Source organism: Mesorhizobium helmanticense (assembly GCF_003034915.1).
Classification (GTDB): Bacteria; Pseudomonadota; Alphaproteobacteria; order Rhizobiales; family Rhizobiaceae; genus Mesorhizobium; species Mesorhizobium helmanticense.
On sequence record NZ_PZJX01000026.1, the window covers coordinates 147,729 to 164,381 of the forward strand.

The 16,653-nt window shown below is 62.2% G+C and carries 16 protein-coding genes; 9 read left to right on the top strand and 7 right to left on the bottom strand.

Annotated features, from left to right (window positions below; genetic code table 11):
- The first annotated feature begins 12 nt into the window (after positions 1-12).
- The 5 genes from C9427_RS33800 to C9427_RS13205 all read left to right on the top strand — a co-directional run bounded on the left by C9427_RS33800 (position 13) and on the right by C9427_RS13205 (position 3,314).
- A complete protein-coding gene (locus C9427_RS33800) occupies positions 13-588 on the top strand; it encodes an RNA polymerase sigma factor (protein ID WP_146172536.1) in 576 nt (191 codons plus the stop codon).
- On the top strand, positions 585-977 hold the full coding sequence (locus C9427_RS13190; RefSeq protein WP_107649599.1) for a hypothetical protein: 393 nt from the start codon (positions 585-587) through the stop codon (positions 975-977). Before C9427_RS33800 ends, C9427_RS13190 begins: the two co-directional genes overlap by 4 nt.
- 40 nt (positions 978-1,017) lie before the next feature.
- The gene (locus C9427_RS13195; protein ID WP_107649600.1) at positions 1,018-1,251 is read left to right on the top strand and encodes a hypothetical protein; all 234 of its coding nucleotides are present in this window, start codon (positions 1,018-1,020) and stop codon (positions 1,249-1,251) included.
- Positions 1,229-1,846 (top strand): ATPase, encoded by a 618-nt coding sequence (locus C9427_RS13200; RefSeq protein WP_107649601.1) that lies wholly within the window; start codon positions 1,229-1,231, stop codon positions 1,844-1,846. The genes C9427_RS13195 and C9427_RS13200 overlap by 23 nt, the downstream gene beginning before the upstream one ends.
- A gap of 139 nt (positions 1,847-1,985) precedes the next feature.
- Positions 1,986-3,314 (top strand): hypothetical protein, encoded by a 1,329-nt coding sequence (locus C9427_RS13205; protein WP_107649602.1) that lies wholly within the window; start codon positions 1,986-1,988, stop codon positions 3,312-3,314.
- Between the two features lie 686 nt (positions 3,315-4,000).
- Here the strand turns inward: C9427_RS13205 and C9427_RS13210 are convergent.
- The 7 genes from C9427_RS13210 to C9427_RS13240 form a co-directional block, all read right to left on the bottom strand.
- Positions 4,001-4,246 (bottom strand): MoaD/ThiS family protein, encoded by a 246-nt coding sequence (locus C9427_RS13210; RefSeq protein ID WP_107649603.1) that lies wholly within the window; start codon positions 4,244-4,246, stop codon positions 4,001-4,003.
- A gap of 68 nt (positions 4,247-4,314) precedes the next feature.
- Positions 4,315-6,573, bottom strand: a complete 2,259-nt coding sequence (locus C9427_RS13215; protein WP_107649658.1) for a xanthine dehydrogenase family protein molybdopterin-binding subunit — start codon at positions 6,571-6,573, stop codon at positions 4,315-4,317.
- Positions 6,574-6,575: 2 nt separating this feature from the next.
- The gene (locus C9427_RS13220) at positions 6,576-7,052 is read right to left on the bottom strand and encodes a (2Fe-2S)-binding protein (protein WP_107649604.1); all 477 of its coding nucleotides are present in this window, start codon (positions 7,050-7,052) and stop codon (positions 6,576-6,578) included.
- Positions 7,052-7,912: an FAD binding domain-containing protein gene (locus C9427_RS13225; protein ID WP_107649605.1), complete on the bottom strand. Its 861-nt coding sequence runs from the start codon at positions 7,910-7,912 to the stop codon at positions 7,052-7,054. Before C9427_RS13225 ends, C9427_RS13220 begins: the two co-directional genes overlap by 1 nt.
- 396 nt (positions 7,913-8,308) lie before the next feature.
- On the bottom strand, positions 8,309-9,952 hold the full coding sequence (locus C9427_RS13230) for an MFS transporter (protein ID WP_107649606.1): 1,644 nt from the start codon (positions 9,950-9,952) through the stop codon (positions 8,309-8,311).
- 204 nt (positions 9,953-10,156) lie between these two features.
- Positions 10,157-10,504, bottom strand: coding sequence for a flagellar biosynthesis regulator FlaF (gene flaF, locus C9427_RS13235; RefSeq protein ID WP_107649607.1), 348 nt, complete (start codon positions 10,502-10,504; stop codon positions 10,157-10,159).
- A 366-nt stretch (positions 10,505-10,870) separates the two neighbouring features.
- The gene (locus C9427_RS13240) at positions 10,871-11,902 is read right to left on the bottom strand and encodes a histone deacetylase family protein (RefSeq protein WP_107649608.1); all 1,032 of its coding nucleotides are present in this window, start codon (positions 11,900-11,902) and stop codon (positions 10,871-10,873) included.
- A gap of 142 nt (positions 11,903-12,044) precedes the next feature.
- On the opposite strand from C9427_RS13240, the gene C9427_RS13245 reads away from it, so the two are divergent.
- From C9427_RS13245 to C9427_RS13260, 4 genes are all read left to right on the top strand, one after another.
- A complete protein-coding gene (locus tag C9427_RS13245) occupies positions 12,045-13,709 on the top strand; it encodes an amidohydrolase (protein WP_107649609.1) in 1,665 nt (554 codons plus the stop codon).
- Positions 13,710-13,835: 126 nt separating this feature from the next.
- A complete protein-coding gene (locus C9427_RS13250) occupies positions 13,836-14,930 on the top strand; it encodes an ABC transporter ATP-binding protein (RefSeq protein ID WP_107649610.1) in 1,095 nt (364 codons plus the stop codon).
- On the top strand, positions 14,930-15,850 hold the full coding sequence (locus C9427_RS13255; protein ID WP_107649611.1) for an ABC transporter permease: 921 nt from the start codon (positions 14,930-14,932) through the stop codon (positions 15,848-15,850). The genes C9427_RS13250 and C9427_RS13255 overlap by 1 nt, the downstream gene beginning before the upstream one ends.
- Complete coding sequence (locus tag C9427_RS13260) at positions 15,843-16,646, top strand: ABC transporter permease (protein ID WP_107649612.1); 804 nt, start codon at positions 15,843-15,845, stop codon at positions 16,644-16,646. The genes C9427_RS13255 and C9427_RS13260 overlap by 8 nt, the downstream gene beginning before the upstream one ends.
- Positions 16,647-16,653: the final 7 nt, after the last annotated feature.

Here is a 16,653-nt window from a genome sequence, read left to right on the forward strand (position 1 = left end):
GCATAGGGAGCCATGGAAGCGACAAACGCCCGTTCCCTGGATGAATATGGTTCCCCCGAAGAGGTTGCGATCGCTCTCGCGGCTCTGGGCGAGGCGGACTTTGCTCGTCTTGGGCGCATCGCCCAACTCCGCGCGCGGGGATTGCCAGGGGTGGAATGGCGCGACATCCTGCATGATGCGATACAGCGCTCGCTGGATGGAACTCGTCGCTGGCCGGTCGATGTGCCGTTCGTGGCTTTTCTTCGCGGCGTGATGAGGAGCATTGCCAGCGAACACTGGCGGCGCCGGATGCTTGATCGGCGCGATGCGCAGCCAGCAAACGACGAAGGCTTCCCTGACCAAATAGAGACGATCGCTTCCGATGAACCAGATCCCGAGCGAAGCGCAATAGCGCGCGATCTGGTCGAACATCTGGAAAGGTTGGTGGCTGACGATCCTGTTCTGTCAGGTATCGTTGCGGGCATCGGTGAGGGACTGGATCCGACAGATATTCAGGCTCGCGTGGGACTCAGCGCCACGGAATACAACAGCGCTCGTCGCCGCCTGCGACGACTGATCACCCGCGCAACACCGGAGATGCTAGGATGAGTGACATCAAAATCAGAGCCTCAGACCGGCTTGACGCGATATTGGCGGAGATGGAGGAAGACATCATTGCCTCGCGCGATCAGGACATACTCGGCTCAGCGGAGCTCAGGTCCCTGGCAAGCCAGGCAAAGGCCGTAGCGGAAGCCACCTTGCGCGCGACGCGCAGCAAGGCGACGTCTCGGCGACAGCAGCCGCGACCGGGAGCCTATGTCGGTCGACCATCCAAGCATCGCGCGACATTGCGTCAGCTTCTCGTTGCCGACTCGCGCGTGAGGAAGATAGCTGGCGTATCCGAGGTGGACGCTCTCAGTGATGATGAGATTGCTTCGATCCTGGAGAGGTCCGCCAAACGAGGCCTGCTGCCACCGGAAGGTGGACAGGAGAACTAAGTTCGCACGAAACCCACTAGAAAGTGCTTTCGAGGTTGAGATGATCAAGATCGTAGAGAAGCCGATAGGCCGTGTGAGCAAGACCCGGCGAAAGCTCGATTCAAGACAAGTGGTGAGCGCTCAGGGCAAACGGGTCAAGGCCGGGCTCGTGAACCCGGAAAGCGCGTCATTCAGCGAAGACCTCCTTGAGTCATTCGCCAGGTCCGTTGCCCGCGCGCGTCGCGAGAACAAACTGATGACCGGGCATGGGAATGGCGACGACGACAAGGGCTAATCCGCCCCGACTGTGGATGGTCGCAGGCCCGAATGGCTCGGGCAAAAGCACCTTCTACGATTCAACGATTATCGACGATTTTGGTCGTTCGGTCTGGATCATCAATCCGGATCTTTTGACTGAGCGTATTGTCGGTAGCGAAGGATTGCCGCTGGAGCAGGCCAATCTTGAGGCCGTCAAGAGAATAATGGTCTGGCTGCGAGCCTCATTGCGCGCACATCAAACCGTCGGCGTCGAGACTGTGCTGTCGACACCCAAATATCGGAAGCTGGTGAGGGCAGCGAAGAGACTGGGGTTCGAATTTCGCTTGATATACATCGTATTGAAATCACCCGAGCTCAACATAGAACGCGTTCGTTTGCGCGTCGCGCGTGGGGGTCACAGTGTTCCACTGGACAGGGTCGTCTCCAGATTTACTCGTTCGCTTGAGCAGCTTCCGTGGTTCGTCGAGCAGGCGGATCTTGCCTATGTTTACGACAACTCGACCGCCAAGCCTAAACTTGTGGCGGAAAAATTGAAGTCAGGTGAGATCGTGCTCGACCCAGAGGCGCCTGAAGTGATACTTTCGGCTATTCGATCAATCGCAACAACGTGACGCCTTAGGAAATTTCTTCGAAGCGCCCTTACTGCCCTTACCGAACTTTGAAGTCGATCTTGCTCGCGCAGCTGCCAGGCGAGTAGAATTTTGGCGTCGACATTGATGAATTTTGCAATCGATCGGAGCGAAATGGCAGATGACCACGGAAATCGCTGTAATTAATCGACTGGGCGTCGCCCTGGCCGCAGATAGCGCCGTGACAATACCTGGCTATGGCGCCGACAAGGTCTTCAACACAGGGGACAAGCTCTTCGAGTTGAGCGAGCGCTACCCTGTAGCTTTGATGGTCAATGGCAGCATGGATTTCCTGGGGGTGCCCTGGGAGATAATCGCGAAGGAGTTCAGGTGCACCACTCCCGACGGCGCGGCGACGCTGACAATCAAACAGTGGATGGAGCGGTTCCTCAATTTTCTGGCTGGCCATCCAACCGTCAAGCCTGGCGATGTGCGTCGATGGCAAGATGGTCTGATTGAAGAGGAACTGGACTCCATCACCGCCATTGTCCGGGACAGACTGGAGGCTGCGGCCGCCGAGGACGGCGAACAGAACATTCATGACGTCCTGCGGGGGCTCTATACAACCGTCATGGCCGAACGTGTGCAGGCGCTGGCGCAGAACCCGCTACTTGAAAGTCTCGCCGGTGTCACCGTAGACGCCATCCTTCCGACCGTTCGTTCAATCGTGGCCGAACTTGAGACGCAACGAATTCCGTTCGACGCCAACGCCGATCAGCGGGAGTTTTTCGCCAATGTCATCGCACAGAGATTGCTCAGCGATCTTGATCGCCTGACTGCTACCGGGCTCATCGTCGCGGGCTTCGGCGGTAAAGACCTTTTTCCTTCACTCTACGCTGTCGACATAGACGGGTTTATCGCTGGCCAACTCCGCTACCGGGCCTCTCATGACGTCACGATTTCGCGTGGCGAGGACACTGGTACGGCGATATCTTTTGCGCAGACCGATGTGGTCGACCGCCTGCTCAAGGGTACGGACAATCGCTTCATTGATGGCGCGCGGGCCTTCATCAAGGAAAATGTGTCCGGAAGCCTGGAGCGGAACTTTACGCGCCTGAAGCTGAAAATCTCGCGATCGGACGGGTCGGAGATCTCGCCCAGCGAGATGGGTGGATTGCTCGGTGACCTGATAGCATCGCAGTTCGAAAGCAAATTTGCAGCCAACCTTCGCACGGAATTTGAACGCAAGTTCAAGGAAACCATAGCGCTGATGCCAAAGCAGGATTTGATTGAGCTGGCGGAAGCGCTAGTTAGTATCACAGCGATTGAACGAAAGGCTTCGGATGACGCGGGAACCGTTGGTGGTCCGATCGATGTGGCGTTGATCACTCGCGCGGAGGGCTTCGTATGGATTAAGCGAAAGCACCATTTCAAGGCCGATCTCAATCCGCGATATATGTGGCGACGGTTCGGGAAGCACACACAGGAGGGATCTGATGAAGAGGAGTAGACCGGCAGTTGGTCCAGCCGGGACGCTCGGTCGGTACAAACTCACCAACCGATACTTTGATGACTCCATTGAGAATCTCACCGCCGAGTCGATCGAGGCCTCGTTAACGGAAATAGAAAAAGCGCTCAGTCTGCGCTATGGGAGCGAGCCGCCGAAACGGGCCGCCAAAAACAGGCATATGCAAACCGACAAAGGCGACCATCCGCGCGCAAAACGGGGTAGCAAATAACCCTTCTCCCAATAGTGAGGCATTTCCCTTCACTGGAGGATTCGAACTGGGCAAGCACGCTACCTGCCGTCGCCCGGTATAGCCTGGACATTCGTACTCCCTTACCTCGCGACGAGCGGACAGGGGGGCGCCCAAGAAGTTGGCGAGACCCTTGGCGATCACCGCGTCCTTGCGTGACGGTGCTCGCTGGCCATAGTGTTCGCGATGTGAGCGGTCCGTCATCAAGTTGACGATCCAAAAGAGCGGATCACATCGCCAATTTGCCGATCTTCACCTTGACCTGCGACACGTCAGCTGGGAATCATCCTGCTCAACAATGCGCCCTCACAAAGAGCGATGTTGGCCATCTAGGCCGGCAGCAATGTCCCTCTTGAGACGCAGTTAATTCGGCCCGAGTGACCGACATGAGGCGCAAAGCTGCCATTCTATGTATACCTCGCGTCCTCTCGCGCCCCACCTATCCCCCAGCCAACCGTGGCAGCAGGAAAATCTCCGCCCCTTGCGGCAGTTCCTTTGACCATGTGTCGCGATAGATCGTCCCGTCGATGGCGACGGCGATGCCCTTCTCGATCAAGGGCTCGAGGCCGGGATACTGTTCAGCCAGCTTCCTGAACAGCTCCCGTATGTCCTTGGCCTCGATCTCGACCTTGCTCTTGCCTCCGGCGATCGCGCCGAGCGATCCCCAGAGCGTTACTTCAACCATCAGCGCCAGGCCCTTATTGGAGCATGATGTTTATCCGACAACCGCTGCGCACTTTTCGGTATCATGCTCTAGCGTTCCGCCTCCAGCGCCGCGAGAATCCGCGGCGGCGACATCGGGATATGTGTCATCCGCACGCCGACCGCGTTCGACACCGCATTGGCGATCGCCGCCAGCGGCGGCACGATCGAGGTCTCGCCGACGCCGCGCACCCCGTAGGGGTGGTTGGGATTGGGGATCTCGAGGATCTGCGTGTCGATCATCGGCAGGTCCGAGCACACCGGGATGCGGTAGTCGAGAAAGCCGGAGTTCTGCAGGCGCCCGTCCTTGCCGTAGATATACTCCTCGTTGAGCGCCCAGCCGATGCCTTGCGCGGCGCCGCCCTGGTACTGTCCCTCGACATAGGTCGGGTGCACCGCCTTGCCGGCGTCCTGCACGACCGTGTAGCGCAGCACCCTGGTGGAGCCGGTCTCGGGATCCACCTCGATATCGCAGATATGGGTGGCGAAGGAGACGCCGGCGCCGTCGGCGACGAGCTCGCTGTGGCCGGCGATGGGGCCGCCCGTCTTGCCCGAGGCGGCCGCGATCTCCCTTAGGGACAGCGCTGCGAGGTTGCCGTACTTCTCGCCTTTGGCAATGGCGTGGCCCTTTTCCCAGACCACGTCCTCGACCGGGATGTCCCACGTCTGCGCGGCGCGCTCGCGCAGGATCTTGATGGCGTTGCGGGCGGCCGAGATCGTCGCCATGGAGGACGAGAAGGTGCCGCGGCTGCCGTCCGTCATGTCATTGTAGCCGAGGCTGGACGTATCGGCGACCACCGCCTTGACATGCTCATATGCGATGCCGAGTTCCTCCGCCGCCACCAGCGACAGCGACGCGCGTGAACCACCCACATCGACGGTGCCAACGGCGAGCGAGACCGAGCCGTCCATGCCGATGTTGAGATCGGTGCAAGTCTGGCCGCCGAAGTTGAACCAGAAGCCGCAGGCCATGCCACGGCCCTGGTTCTTGCCGAGCGGCGCCTTCATGTGCGGGTGGCTCTTCACCGCCTCAAGCGTCGGGCCGATGCCGATCGGGCCGTAGACCGGGCCGTAGGACGATCTGGTGCCTTCCTGCGCGGCGTTTCTGATCCGGAAATCGACCGGGTCCATGCCGATTTCCTTGGCCAGCTCGTCGACCGCGCTTTCCACCGCAAACGCCGCCATCGGCGCCGACGGCGCGCGATAGGCCGCGGTCTTCGGCCGGTTGACCAGCACTTCGTAGCCGACCGTCTTGACGTTCTCGAGCTTGTAGCAGGCAAAGGCCGTCATGGCGCCGATCTCGGCCCACATGCCGGCATAGGGGCCGCAGGAATAGCGCAGCGTCGCCTCGGCGGCGGTGATGGTGCCGTCCTTGCGGGCGCCGATCCTGACGTCGATCGAGGTGGCGCTGGTCGGGCCGGAGGCGCGGAACACCTCGTCTCGCGTCATCACCAGCTTGACCGGGCGGCCGGCCTTGCGCGACAGCGCCAGCGCCACCGGCTCGGCCCAGACATGGGTCTTGCCGCCAAAGCCGCCGCCGATCTCGGAGGAGGTGACGCGCAGCTTGGAGGCTTCCATGCCAAGCAGTTGGGCGCAATGCTGGCGATAGACGAAATGACCTTGCGTGCAGACCCAGAGGTCAGCGGTGCCGTCGGAGCTGACATTGGCCACGCAGGCGTGCGGCTCGATATAGCCCTGATGCGTCTGCTCGGTCTTGAACGAGCGTTCGACGACGAAATCGGCCTGGCCGAAACCTTCATGGATGTCGCCATGGCCAAATTGCGTGCGCTTGGTGACGTTGGAAGGTTTGACGGGCTTTTCCTCAAGCCCCTCGGTGAAGATAGCATCGTTGAGCAAGGGCGCCGTGTGCTTCATCGCCTCGTCGACATCGGTCACATGCGGCAGCACCTCATAGTCGACCTCGATAAGCTTTAGCGCTTGCTTGGCGGTGCGGGCGTCGACAGCGGCGACCGCGGCCACGGCATGGCCGTCATAAAGCGCCTTTGTGCGCGCCATGCAGTTGTCGAGGATGTCGTACATGGCGGCATCGCCGTCGGTGAGGTCGGGCAGGTCGGCCGCGGTGATCACCGCCTTCACGCCGGCGAGCTTCTCCGCCTTCGATGTGTCGATCTTCCTGATCTTGGCGTGGGCGTGCGGGCTTCGGAGCACGCGGCCGACCAGCTGCCCGGCCATGTTGAAGTCGGCGCCATAGCGTGCGCGGCCCGTCACCTTGTCGACGCCGTCGGGACGGATGGGACGCGTGCCGACAGAGGTGAAACTGCGTCCGGAGTAACGTGGATCGAAATTCATCGTCATGCTCCCTTCATCACGCTGGCGGCGTCCTGGACGGCGCGCACGATCTTGTCATAGCCGGTGCAGCGGCAAAGGTTCCCGGCGAGGCCGAAGCGGATTTCCTCCTCGGTCGGATCCGGGTTCTTGGCCAATAGATCCTTGGCCGCGATCAGGAAGCCCGGCGTGCAGATGCCGCATTGCAGGGCTGCGTGCTCGAGGAATTTCTGCTGCAACGGATGCAGCGTGTCGCCATGCGCCATGCCCTCGATGGTCTCGACGCGCCGGCCCTCGGCCTCGGCGCCAAGCACCAGGCACGAGCACACCAGCCGGTCGTCGAGGATGATGCTGCAGGCGCCGCAGTCGCCGGTGCCGCAGCCTTCCTTGGCGCCCGTCAGTCCCAGGCGATCGCGCAGGACGTCGAGCAACGTCTCATCGGGCTGGCAAAGGTACTCGAAATTGTCGCCGTTGATTGTCGTTGAAACTGCTACACCGGCCATCATTTGCCTCCTGCACGCTTATAGGCGGTGATGGCGGCCCGCTTGGCCAGCACACCCGCAACTTTCCTTCTGAATTCGACGGTGCCCCGCTTGTCGTCGATGGGGCGGCAGGCCCCCGAGCAGACCTTGGCGAGCCTCTCCAGCGTCGCTTCGTCCAGCTTGGAGCCATTGAGAACCTCCGCAGCCTCCTCGACCAGAATCACTGTTGGCGCCACCGCGCCCAGTGCCAGGCGGGCCGATTTGACACGTCCTTGCTCATCGAGCGTCAGGTTCACGCCGGCGCTCACCACCGCTATATCCATCTCCGTGCGCGGAATGAAACGCAGATACGCATCGCCCGAATGCGGATGACGCTTGTCGAGCAGAATCGCCTCGATGATCTCGCCCTTGGCCAGCGACGTCTTGCCCGGCCCGGTCGGAACGCTCTCCACGGCAATCGTACGCCTGCCTGCCGGACCGACGACCACCGCCCTGGCGCCGGCGGCCACCAGCGCCGGCACGCTGTCGGCGGCCGGCGAGGCGTTGCACAGGTTGCCGACGATGGTGCAGCGTCCCTGCACCTGCTTCGAGCCGATCAGGTTCGCGGCTTCGACGACGCCGGGCCAAGCCTTCTTGAGGGCCTTGCTCTCGCCCAGCACGGCGCAGGGGACCGCAGCACCTATGCTGAAACCTTCCGACGTTTCCCGGATTTCGCTCAAGCCCTCGATCGCCTTGATGTCGACGATCAGGTCAGGTTCGATAAAGCCGCCTTTCATTCTCACCAGGAGGTCGCTGCCTCCGGCAAGTATGGCGGCCGTGCCGGTCGACCCGGCCAGCAGGCCGGCGGCATCTTCTATTGAAAGCGGACGTATGTAACGCATCGTCTCCCCTTGGTGGTGATAATCAGATCAACCGTTATAGAGCGTCTCTTCGTAATGGCCATCCTGTTCGTGCATTCGCGGATTAGGCCAGGCGCCGAAATTCAATCTCAAATGAACCAGGACTGACCGGCGCCGCCGCGAGCGCACCCTGCCAGTCCTCCGGATCAGTCATTGTGTCCCATAGAGGCTATGTCCCGTCAAATTTATGAACGTCGATACCGGCTCTCGGGCCGGCGTCGGAGAACTTCGGCCGAAGCGCCATTTGCTCGTCCAGCTGAACGCACCGCCAGTCTCTAAAGCGCGTCGCGTTCGACCGGCCTCATGCGACGCACTTTAGGTTCTTGTTTTATGCATGTCGTTACCGCAAAACCGCTTCACACTTTTGCGCGACATGCATTAATGCTCGATCGGGCCTTTCGGCATTACCAGGGCTGTGCCGGCGGTCGTCGGGCGCTCGATCATGCGACGGACGCGGGGCGGCTCGTCACCGCTGTGCAGTGCCCGTATGCGCTCGCCGACGACGGCGTCGGCATGGGTCGCCCGCTTGTTGTGGCGAATATATTCGAGCCATGTCGGCGTGTGGTAGTGCTCGATCCATACGGATGGATTTTCCAAGTCCCGCGCGAGCGTCCAGTTGCGGGCGCCATCCCTGCGGCGGATGCGGCCGCGTTCAGCCATGGTGGCGAGGAATTCCGCTACGTCCTCCTCGCGGATGATGTACTCGATCATGATGGCGATAGGGCCGCTGCGCGGCTTGAGGTCGAGCCCCAGGTGCGGCTCCTTGAAGCGGTTGAGCGGATCGAGATTGAGCACAGCGTGCTGCGGCAGCGGCAAAAGCAGGCCGATGGCGCCGCCCGCCAGCATCGCCACGCTTGCCGCGATCAGCGCGGTTTCGGCACCATGCGTATCGGCGACGACGCCCCAGATCCAGCTGCCGAGCGCGATGCCGCCGAAGGTCGCCGTCTGATAGACCGAGAGCACCCGGCCGACCACCCAGCGCGGCGTCGACATCTGCACCGTGACGTTGAAATGCGACAGCGCGAGTACCCAGCAGGCGCCGCCGACGAGCAGCCCGAGCGACGTCTGCCAGGCATGGTCACTGATGGCGGCATTGAAGGCGCAGAGCGCGAAACCGGCGAATGCCATGCGCACCATCGTCTCGCTGGACAGGAGCTGGCGCAGCCGGACGCTGATCAGCGCGCCGCCGACCGCGCCGATGCCGAAAGCGCCGAGCATGATGCCGTAGGTCAAGGCATCGCCCTTGACGACGTCGCGCGCCACCAGCGGCAGCAGCGCCAGGACCGCGCCGGCGCTGAAACCGAACGCCGAACCCCTGACCAGAACCTTGCCGATGTTGGGCGACATGGCGACGTAGCGCAGGCCGGCACCCATCGCTGCCCCCAAACTCTCACGCGGCAAGGTCGAGACCGGCAGTTCCGGCTTCCAGCGGGCAAGCACGACGATGAGGCCGACATAGCTCAAAGCGTTCGCGGCAAAGGCCGCGGCCGCACCGGCGGCGGCGACGATGATGCCGCCGATCGCCGGGCCGACGCTGCGCGTCAGGTTGAAGCCGAGCGAGTTGAGCGCGACGGCCGCCGGCAGCTTGTTGCGCGGCACCATGTCGCCGACCGAAGCCTGCCAGGACGGATTGTTGAGCGCCGTACCGCTGTCGATCAGGAAGGTGAAGGCAAGCAGCGTCCACGGCGTCATCAGGCCAAGATAGGTGAAGACCGTCAGCAGCACCGAGACGACCAGCATGAAGGTCTGGGCAACCAGCATGACCTTGCGCCGGTTGAAACTGTCGGCGATGGCGCCGGCGACAAGCGCGAACAGCATGATCGGCAAAGTGGTCGAGGCCTGGACGAGCGCGACCTGATAGGACGAAGTGGCAATCGTCGTCATCATCCAGGCGGCGCCGACGCCCTGGATCAGGCCGCCGAAATTCGAGACCAGGCTGGCGGACCAGACGGCGCGGAAGATCCCGTGCCGGAACGGCGCCAGCGCCGAGACGCGTTCGCTGTCCGGCTCGTCGTCGATCATAAATGCCTTCCCGACTTCAAAATGCGCTTCTTCCGGTGAATCGGTCCTCTCACACCGTCCCGTCAAAGTAGAACATCACATCGCAAAGGGCGAACGCATTCTCGAAAAAGATGATGGTCCAACAACAGGATAGCGGAGGCCGGAGCGGTCTGACTGGAACTTGTCCAGCCGCAACCTCGACGTTTGCCGGGCAGCCTCAGCCGGTTATTGAATGCCGTCCCTGATGATCGCCGACACTTCGATCAGCCCTTCGAAATTGTCCGTGCGGCCCTGGCTGATATCCTCGGCCTCACGCAGCAGCCACAGGCCGATGGAAATGAGGTTGGCACGCAATTCCCTGGGCAAGGCATTGTCGCTGGAGCCGAGGTCCTCGACGAAGGTTGTCCAGACGCTGTTGGTGAAATGCAGCGCCTCGATCGCTTGCGTCGAGCCGTGGCCGGCGAGCGCCGCCGCCGACAGCATGTCGATCGAGCGGGTGAGAAGCTGCCTTTCGCGGTTCCTTACTTCGGCCACGGAGCCGATCGGGAGGTCGGCGTGGGAGAATTGATACATTGTTGGCGCTCTATCGTTCCGTTGAGAGTTATCGCGTCAGGCTGAGTTGCCGCAATTCCTGATGCCCGGCTGCTGGCATCGCCAGCGGCCGGACCCGAATACGCATCACTTTCACGAAGGCACACGCAAAGACACGGGGACCGCGTCCAATCGGACCCTTCCAGGGAACGCGAAGCTATCCGCATCCGGCCCCGGAATGGCTCCGGAGCGTAAGACTTTGGGTGGTCGCCGCGCCCCCCTAGGAACGGCTGATTCGGGTACAATCTAACCGCAGACGAATCCGACTTCAAACGCGATTTAATACAGCGGGTTCTTGTGGATTCCCCGCTGACCGAAAGGCTGATCGTGAGCCGGCGGGTTTCTTTCCTACCGATCCTCGAAGCCGGTGAGCACACCGACGGCGTTGATGCCGATCTCCTCGACGGCATAGCCGCCCTCCATGACGAACAGCGTCGGCAGGCCGAGCCTGGCGATGCGGCGGCCGATCCTGGGGTAGTCGGCGCTTTTCAGCTTGAACTGGCTGATCGGGTCCTTCTCGAAGGTGTCGACGCCGAGCGAGACGATAACGACATCGGGTGCGTAAGCGGTCAGCTTGGCACAGCCATCTTCCAGCGAGGTGTTCCAGCCATCCCATGAGGTGCCGAACGGCATGGGATAGTTGAGGTTGAAGCCTTCGCCGGGGCCGGCGCCGCGCTCATCGGCATGGCCGAGGAAGAATGGATATTCGGTCATCGGATCGGCATGCAGGTTGATGACCTGGATGTCGCCGCGGCTATAGAAGATCTCCTGCGTGCCGTTGCCGTGATGGTAGTCGACATCGAGGATCGAGACACGCCTGGCGCCCTGGTCGCGAAACCATTGCGCAACGACGGCGGCATTGTTGATGAAGCAATAGCCGCCCATGAAGGCCGCACCTGCATGGTGTCCTGGCGGACGGCACAGCGCGAAGGCCGACGGCTCGCCGGCCTTGACCAGGGCCGCCGCCGTCAGCGCCACGTCATAGGAAGACTTGATCGCGTCCCATGTGCCTTTGACGAAAGTGGCGCCGCCGTCGAAGGAGTAGAAGCCAAGTTGTGCGTCGATGGTTTTCGGGCGCACGTCACCGCGCAGGCCGCGCGTCGGCCAGGTGAAGGGCATCGCCGAACCGGTCCGGCCCGATGCTTCCCAGAGCGGCCACACCGTCGGCAGGAAATCGATGTAATCGCCCGTATGCACCTTTTTCGCGGCAGCCAGATCGTGGCTCTCTGGTGGCAGGATCGGGCCGAGCTTTTCGCTTTCCACGCGGGCCTTGATGAACTCGGCGCGCGACGGCTTTTCGAAGGCGGGCACGATGGCGCCCGAAATCAGTTCCACATTGCCGGCGTGGCCGGCGTGAAGCGGCGAAAAAACAGTCTTCATGAAAATCCTTCCGTGGCGAGGCGGAGCGACCGTAACCATGTGGCGCCATCTTTCACAAGTCGCTGGGCCAAGCGGCTATGGCTTGCTGGCACGGTGGCTGGTCGTCTAGCGTGCCGGAATTGCAGTCAACCCGCAGGCAATCATGAGTTCAACCGCCGATCTGATCGTCATCAATGGCCGCGTTTTGACCATGGATGAGGACGACCCGGTGGCTGAGGCGGTTGCAATCGGCGGTGGCGTGATCCTCGCGGTCGGCGAGCGCAAGACGATCGAGGCCCTGACGGACCCCTCCACCAGGATTGTCGATGCGCAGGGTGGCTCGGTCGTGCCGGGCTTCATCGAAGCGCATATGCATCTGTTTTCGGGCGCGGCTGAACTCGCCCATCTGCAACTCGCCGGCGTTGCCGGTTTCGACGCGCTGCAAAAGGCGATCCGCGCCTATGCGCAATTCCGGCCCGACGCAAGAATGCTGGTCGGGCAAGGCGTCGACTATACCGTGCTCGGCGCCGAACGCGTGACGCGCCATCATCTCGACGCCATCTTGCCAGATCGGCCCTTCTGCATGGCGGCGCCCGACCATCACACGATGTGGGCCAACACCAAGGCGCTGGAGATGGCCGGCATCCTGCAGGGGCGTGTGCTCGGTCCCGGCAACGAGATCGTCATGGGCGCCGATGGGCTGGCCGAAGGCGAATTGCGCGAAGGCGAGGCGTTCGGCCCGGTGCTCGATCTTGCCGGCGAAAGCCGGGTCCGGCTGGGGTTGGCGACCGGAGGCGAGCCGGACCCCTTGCCGACGCCGGCCGAGCGTGCCGCCGATCGCGACATCATGCGGCGCGGGCTCGCCTGGTGCGCGCGTCACGGCATCACGTCGATCCAGAACATGGACGGCAATCTTTACCAACTCGAACTGCTTGCCGAGATCGAAGCCGAGGAAGGCCTGCCCTGCCGCGTCAAGGTGCCGTTCCACTACAAGAACTTCATGACGCATGACATGCTCGACAAGGCGTCGCTCATGACCGAACGCTATCAGGGCGAATGGCTGTCGTCGGGCATGGTCAAGGTGTTCTATGACGGCGTGCTCGATTCATGGACGGCTGTCATGGTCGAACCCTATGCGGATCGGCCGGATTGGGTGGGCGAGCCGCTATTTACGCCGCAGCAGTTCGCCGAACTCGCCGTGGCGGTCGACAGGCGTGGGTTGCAGATCGCGGTGCACGCGATCGGTGACGGCGCGGTGCGCGCCGTGCTCGACGGCTACGAAGCAGCGATCACGAAAAATGGCGGGCGCGACAGCAGGCATCGAATCGAGCACATCGAAGTCATTACCGCTGCCGACGTGCCGCGTTTCGCCGAACTCGGCGTCATTGCGTCGATGCAGCCGCCACATCCGCCCGGCGCCATGGACTTTCCCCTGGAGCCGACCGTGTCGCGCATCGGGCCCGCGCGCTGGCCGTTGAGCTATGCCTGGCGGACGCTGAAGAATGCCGGCGCGCGCGTCGTCTTCGCCTCGGACTGGCCGGTGTCGCCGATCGATCCGATCCTGGGCATGCAGGCGGCAATCTTGCGCAAACCTTGGGCAGAAGGCGATCCCGACCAGAGTTTTTCGCTGCATGAAGCGCTCGCCGGCTACACGGTCGAGGGCGCCTATGCGGAATTCACAGAACATCGCAAGGGCCGCCTGAAGTCAGGCTATCTCGCCGATCTGGTGGTGCTTTCCGCCGATATCGAGGCCACCGCGCCTGACGCCCTGCATAGGGTGCGGCCGGTGACGACCATCTGTGGCGGCAAGGTCACCTATCAGGCCTGAGCGTGGCACGGGAATTGCGTTCTGAACCGGGATTCAGATGTATGCTTGCCAAGCTGCGCGCCGTGTGCTGACAATCGAGTGGGAACCGGATCCGCCAGGAAGAGCGGACATAAGAATGGGGTAATCGTGCCGGAACAGCCGGGTAGAAGTGCAATTGACGTTCGTGGCGTCCGCAAGGTATTCGGTACCGGGGAGTCACAGGTCGCCGCTCTCGACACGGTTTCGGTGTCGATCCGCGAAAATGAGTTCTTCACGCTGCTCGGGCCCTCCGGCTGCGGAAAGACGACGCTGCTTCGGCTGATCGCCGGATTCGATTTCCCGAGCGCCGGCGAGATACTGCTGCATGGCCAGGACATCGCGTCGCTGCCGCCGTTCAAGCGGCCGGTCAACACCGTGTTCCAGTCCTACGCGCTGTTTCCGCACATGACGGTGGCCGAAAATATCGGCTTCGGCCTGGAGATGCTCGGCAAGCCGAAGGCCGAGATCAAGGCGCGCGTCGCCGAGATGCTGAAGCTGGTCAAGATGGAGGCGCTGAGCGGCCGCCGCACCAGCCAGATCTCCGGCGGCCAGCAGCAGCGCGTGGCGCTGGCGCGGGCACTGGCGCCGCAGCCGAAAGTGCTGTTGCTCGACGAGCCGTTGTCGGCGCTCGACTACAAGCTGCGCAAGGAGATGCAGATCGAGCTGAAACGGCTGCAGCACGAGACCGGCATCACCTTCATCTTCGTCACCCACGACCAGGAAGAGGCGCTGACGATGTCGGACCGTATCGCAGTGATGTCGTCGGGCAAGATCCTGCAGGTCGGAACGCCCTGGGACATCTACGACAAGCCGGCGGAGCGTTTCGTTGCCGACTTCATCGGCGAAAGCAATTTCCTGACCGCTGCCATTGCCGATATCGGCAATGGCAAGGCACGCGCGACGCTCAAATCCGGCGCGACGATCGAGGCCACCGTGGCTGAGGGCTTTCAGCCGAAGGACAACGCCACCGTGGTGGTCAGGCCGGAACATGCCAAGCTGACCAGCGGCAAGGGCGACCTGTCGGGCACCGTCGAAAACATCGTCTATTTCGGCACCGACACGCACATCCATGTTCGCCTGGACAGCAGCGAGGCCTTCACTGTGCGCCAGCAGAACACGCGCAGCGCAGGCTGCGGTTTCGAGCGGGGAGACAAGGTCGGCATTTCGATCGGCAACGATGCCGCACAAGTGCTGAGGGACTGATGGCGAGCGCGGAAGAAGTCGCCAAGGAAGCCGAACGCAGAGATATCCGCGATCGGTGGCTGCTGTCGGCGCCGGCACTGATCATCATCTTTCTGGCGGCGACCGGCCCGCTGCTGATCGTCGTGATCTATTCCTTCCTGACGCCGGGGCCCTATGGCGGCGTGGTGTGGAAATTCTCCACCGATGGCTGGCTGTCGGTGCTGATGCAGCGCGACATCTTCGACGACACTCTGGCCTTCGCCGATGCGCATTTGTCGATCTTCTGGCGTTCGATAAGCCTGTCGTTCTACACCACCGTGCTGACGTTGTTCTTCGGCTTCCCCACAGCCTATTTCATCGCCACGCGACCGCCGAAGACGCGCGAGGTCTGGGTTTTCCTCGTCACCATTCCGTTCTGGACGAATCTCCTGATCCGCACCTTCGCCATGCAGCAGGTGATCCGCAACGAAGGGCTGGTCAACACGGCGCTGATGGCGCTCGGCATCATCAAGCAACCGCTGCAGATCATGAATACCGACGCCGCCATCTTGCTCGGCATGATCTATATCTACCTACCTCTGATGGTGCTGCCGATCTACGCCTCGATGGAGAAGCTCGACTTCCGGCTGGTCGAGGCCGGATATGACCTCTACGCCGGTCGCTGGCAGGTTCTGCGCCGCATCATCTTCCCGTTGATCAAGCCCGGCGTCATAGCCGGCTCGATACTGGTCTTCATTCCCTCGCTTGGCGCCTATGTCATTCCGCGGGTGCTGGGCGGCGGCAAGAACATGATGCTCGGCAACCTGATCGAACTGCAGTTCGGCGCGGGCCGTAACTGGCCGCTTGGCGCGGCCATCTCAATTACGCTCATGGTGCTGGTGATGATCGCGCTCCTGTTCTACGTGCGCAACGCATCCGGGTCGGAGGGCGCCCATGGCTAAGCGTCCGTTCGACATCCAGGCGCAACCCGGCTTCGGGTTCATGGCGCTTCTGACCTTCTTCGCGCTCTATCTGCCGATCGCGGCGCTCGTCACCTATTCGTTCAACACGGCGGATTCGCTTTCGCGCTGGGATGGCGTCTCACTGCGCTGGTTTATTTCGGCCTGGCACAATTCGGCTGTGCAGGACGCCTCCGTCCGCTCGCTCGTGCTGGCGGTCTCGGCCGCGGCGCTGTCGACGATCGCCGCCACCATGGCTGCTCTGGCCACGACCCGCACGCGGCCCTATCCCGGCCTTACCTTCAAATACGCCTTCATCAACCAGCCGCTGATGGTGCCGGAGATAGTCACCGGCGTCGCGCTCCTGATCGTGTTCTCGCGCATCAAGGTCTGGACGGGTTACTCAGGACTCGGTTACTTGATCGCCGCGCACACCGCCTTCTGCATCCCGTTCGCTTACCTGCCGATCCGGGCGCGGCTGGACAGCATGGACCTGACGCTGGAGCGCGCAGCCGCCGACCTATACGCCACGCCCTGGAAAGCCTTCCGTTTCGTGACGCTGCCGCTCTTGAGGCCGGCCATCATCGCGGGCTTCATGCTCGCCTTCGTCATTTCGCTCGACGATGTGGTCATCACCGAATTCGTCAAGTCCGGCGGCCAGGATACGCTGCCCACCTACATGCTCGGCCAGTTGCGGCGCGAAACGAGCCCGGAAATCAATGCGATCGCCACGGTATTCCTGGCGCTGTCGGTGGTGCTCGTAACCGCGTTCTACTTCGTCAATCGGCGCAAGCCATGACCAACGA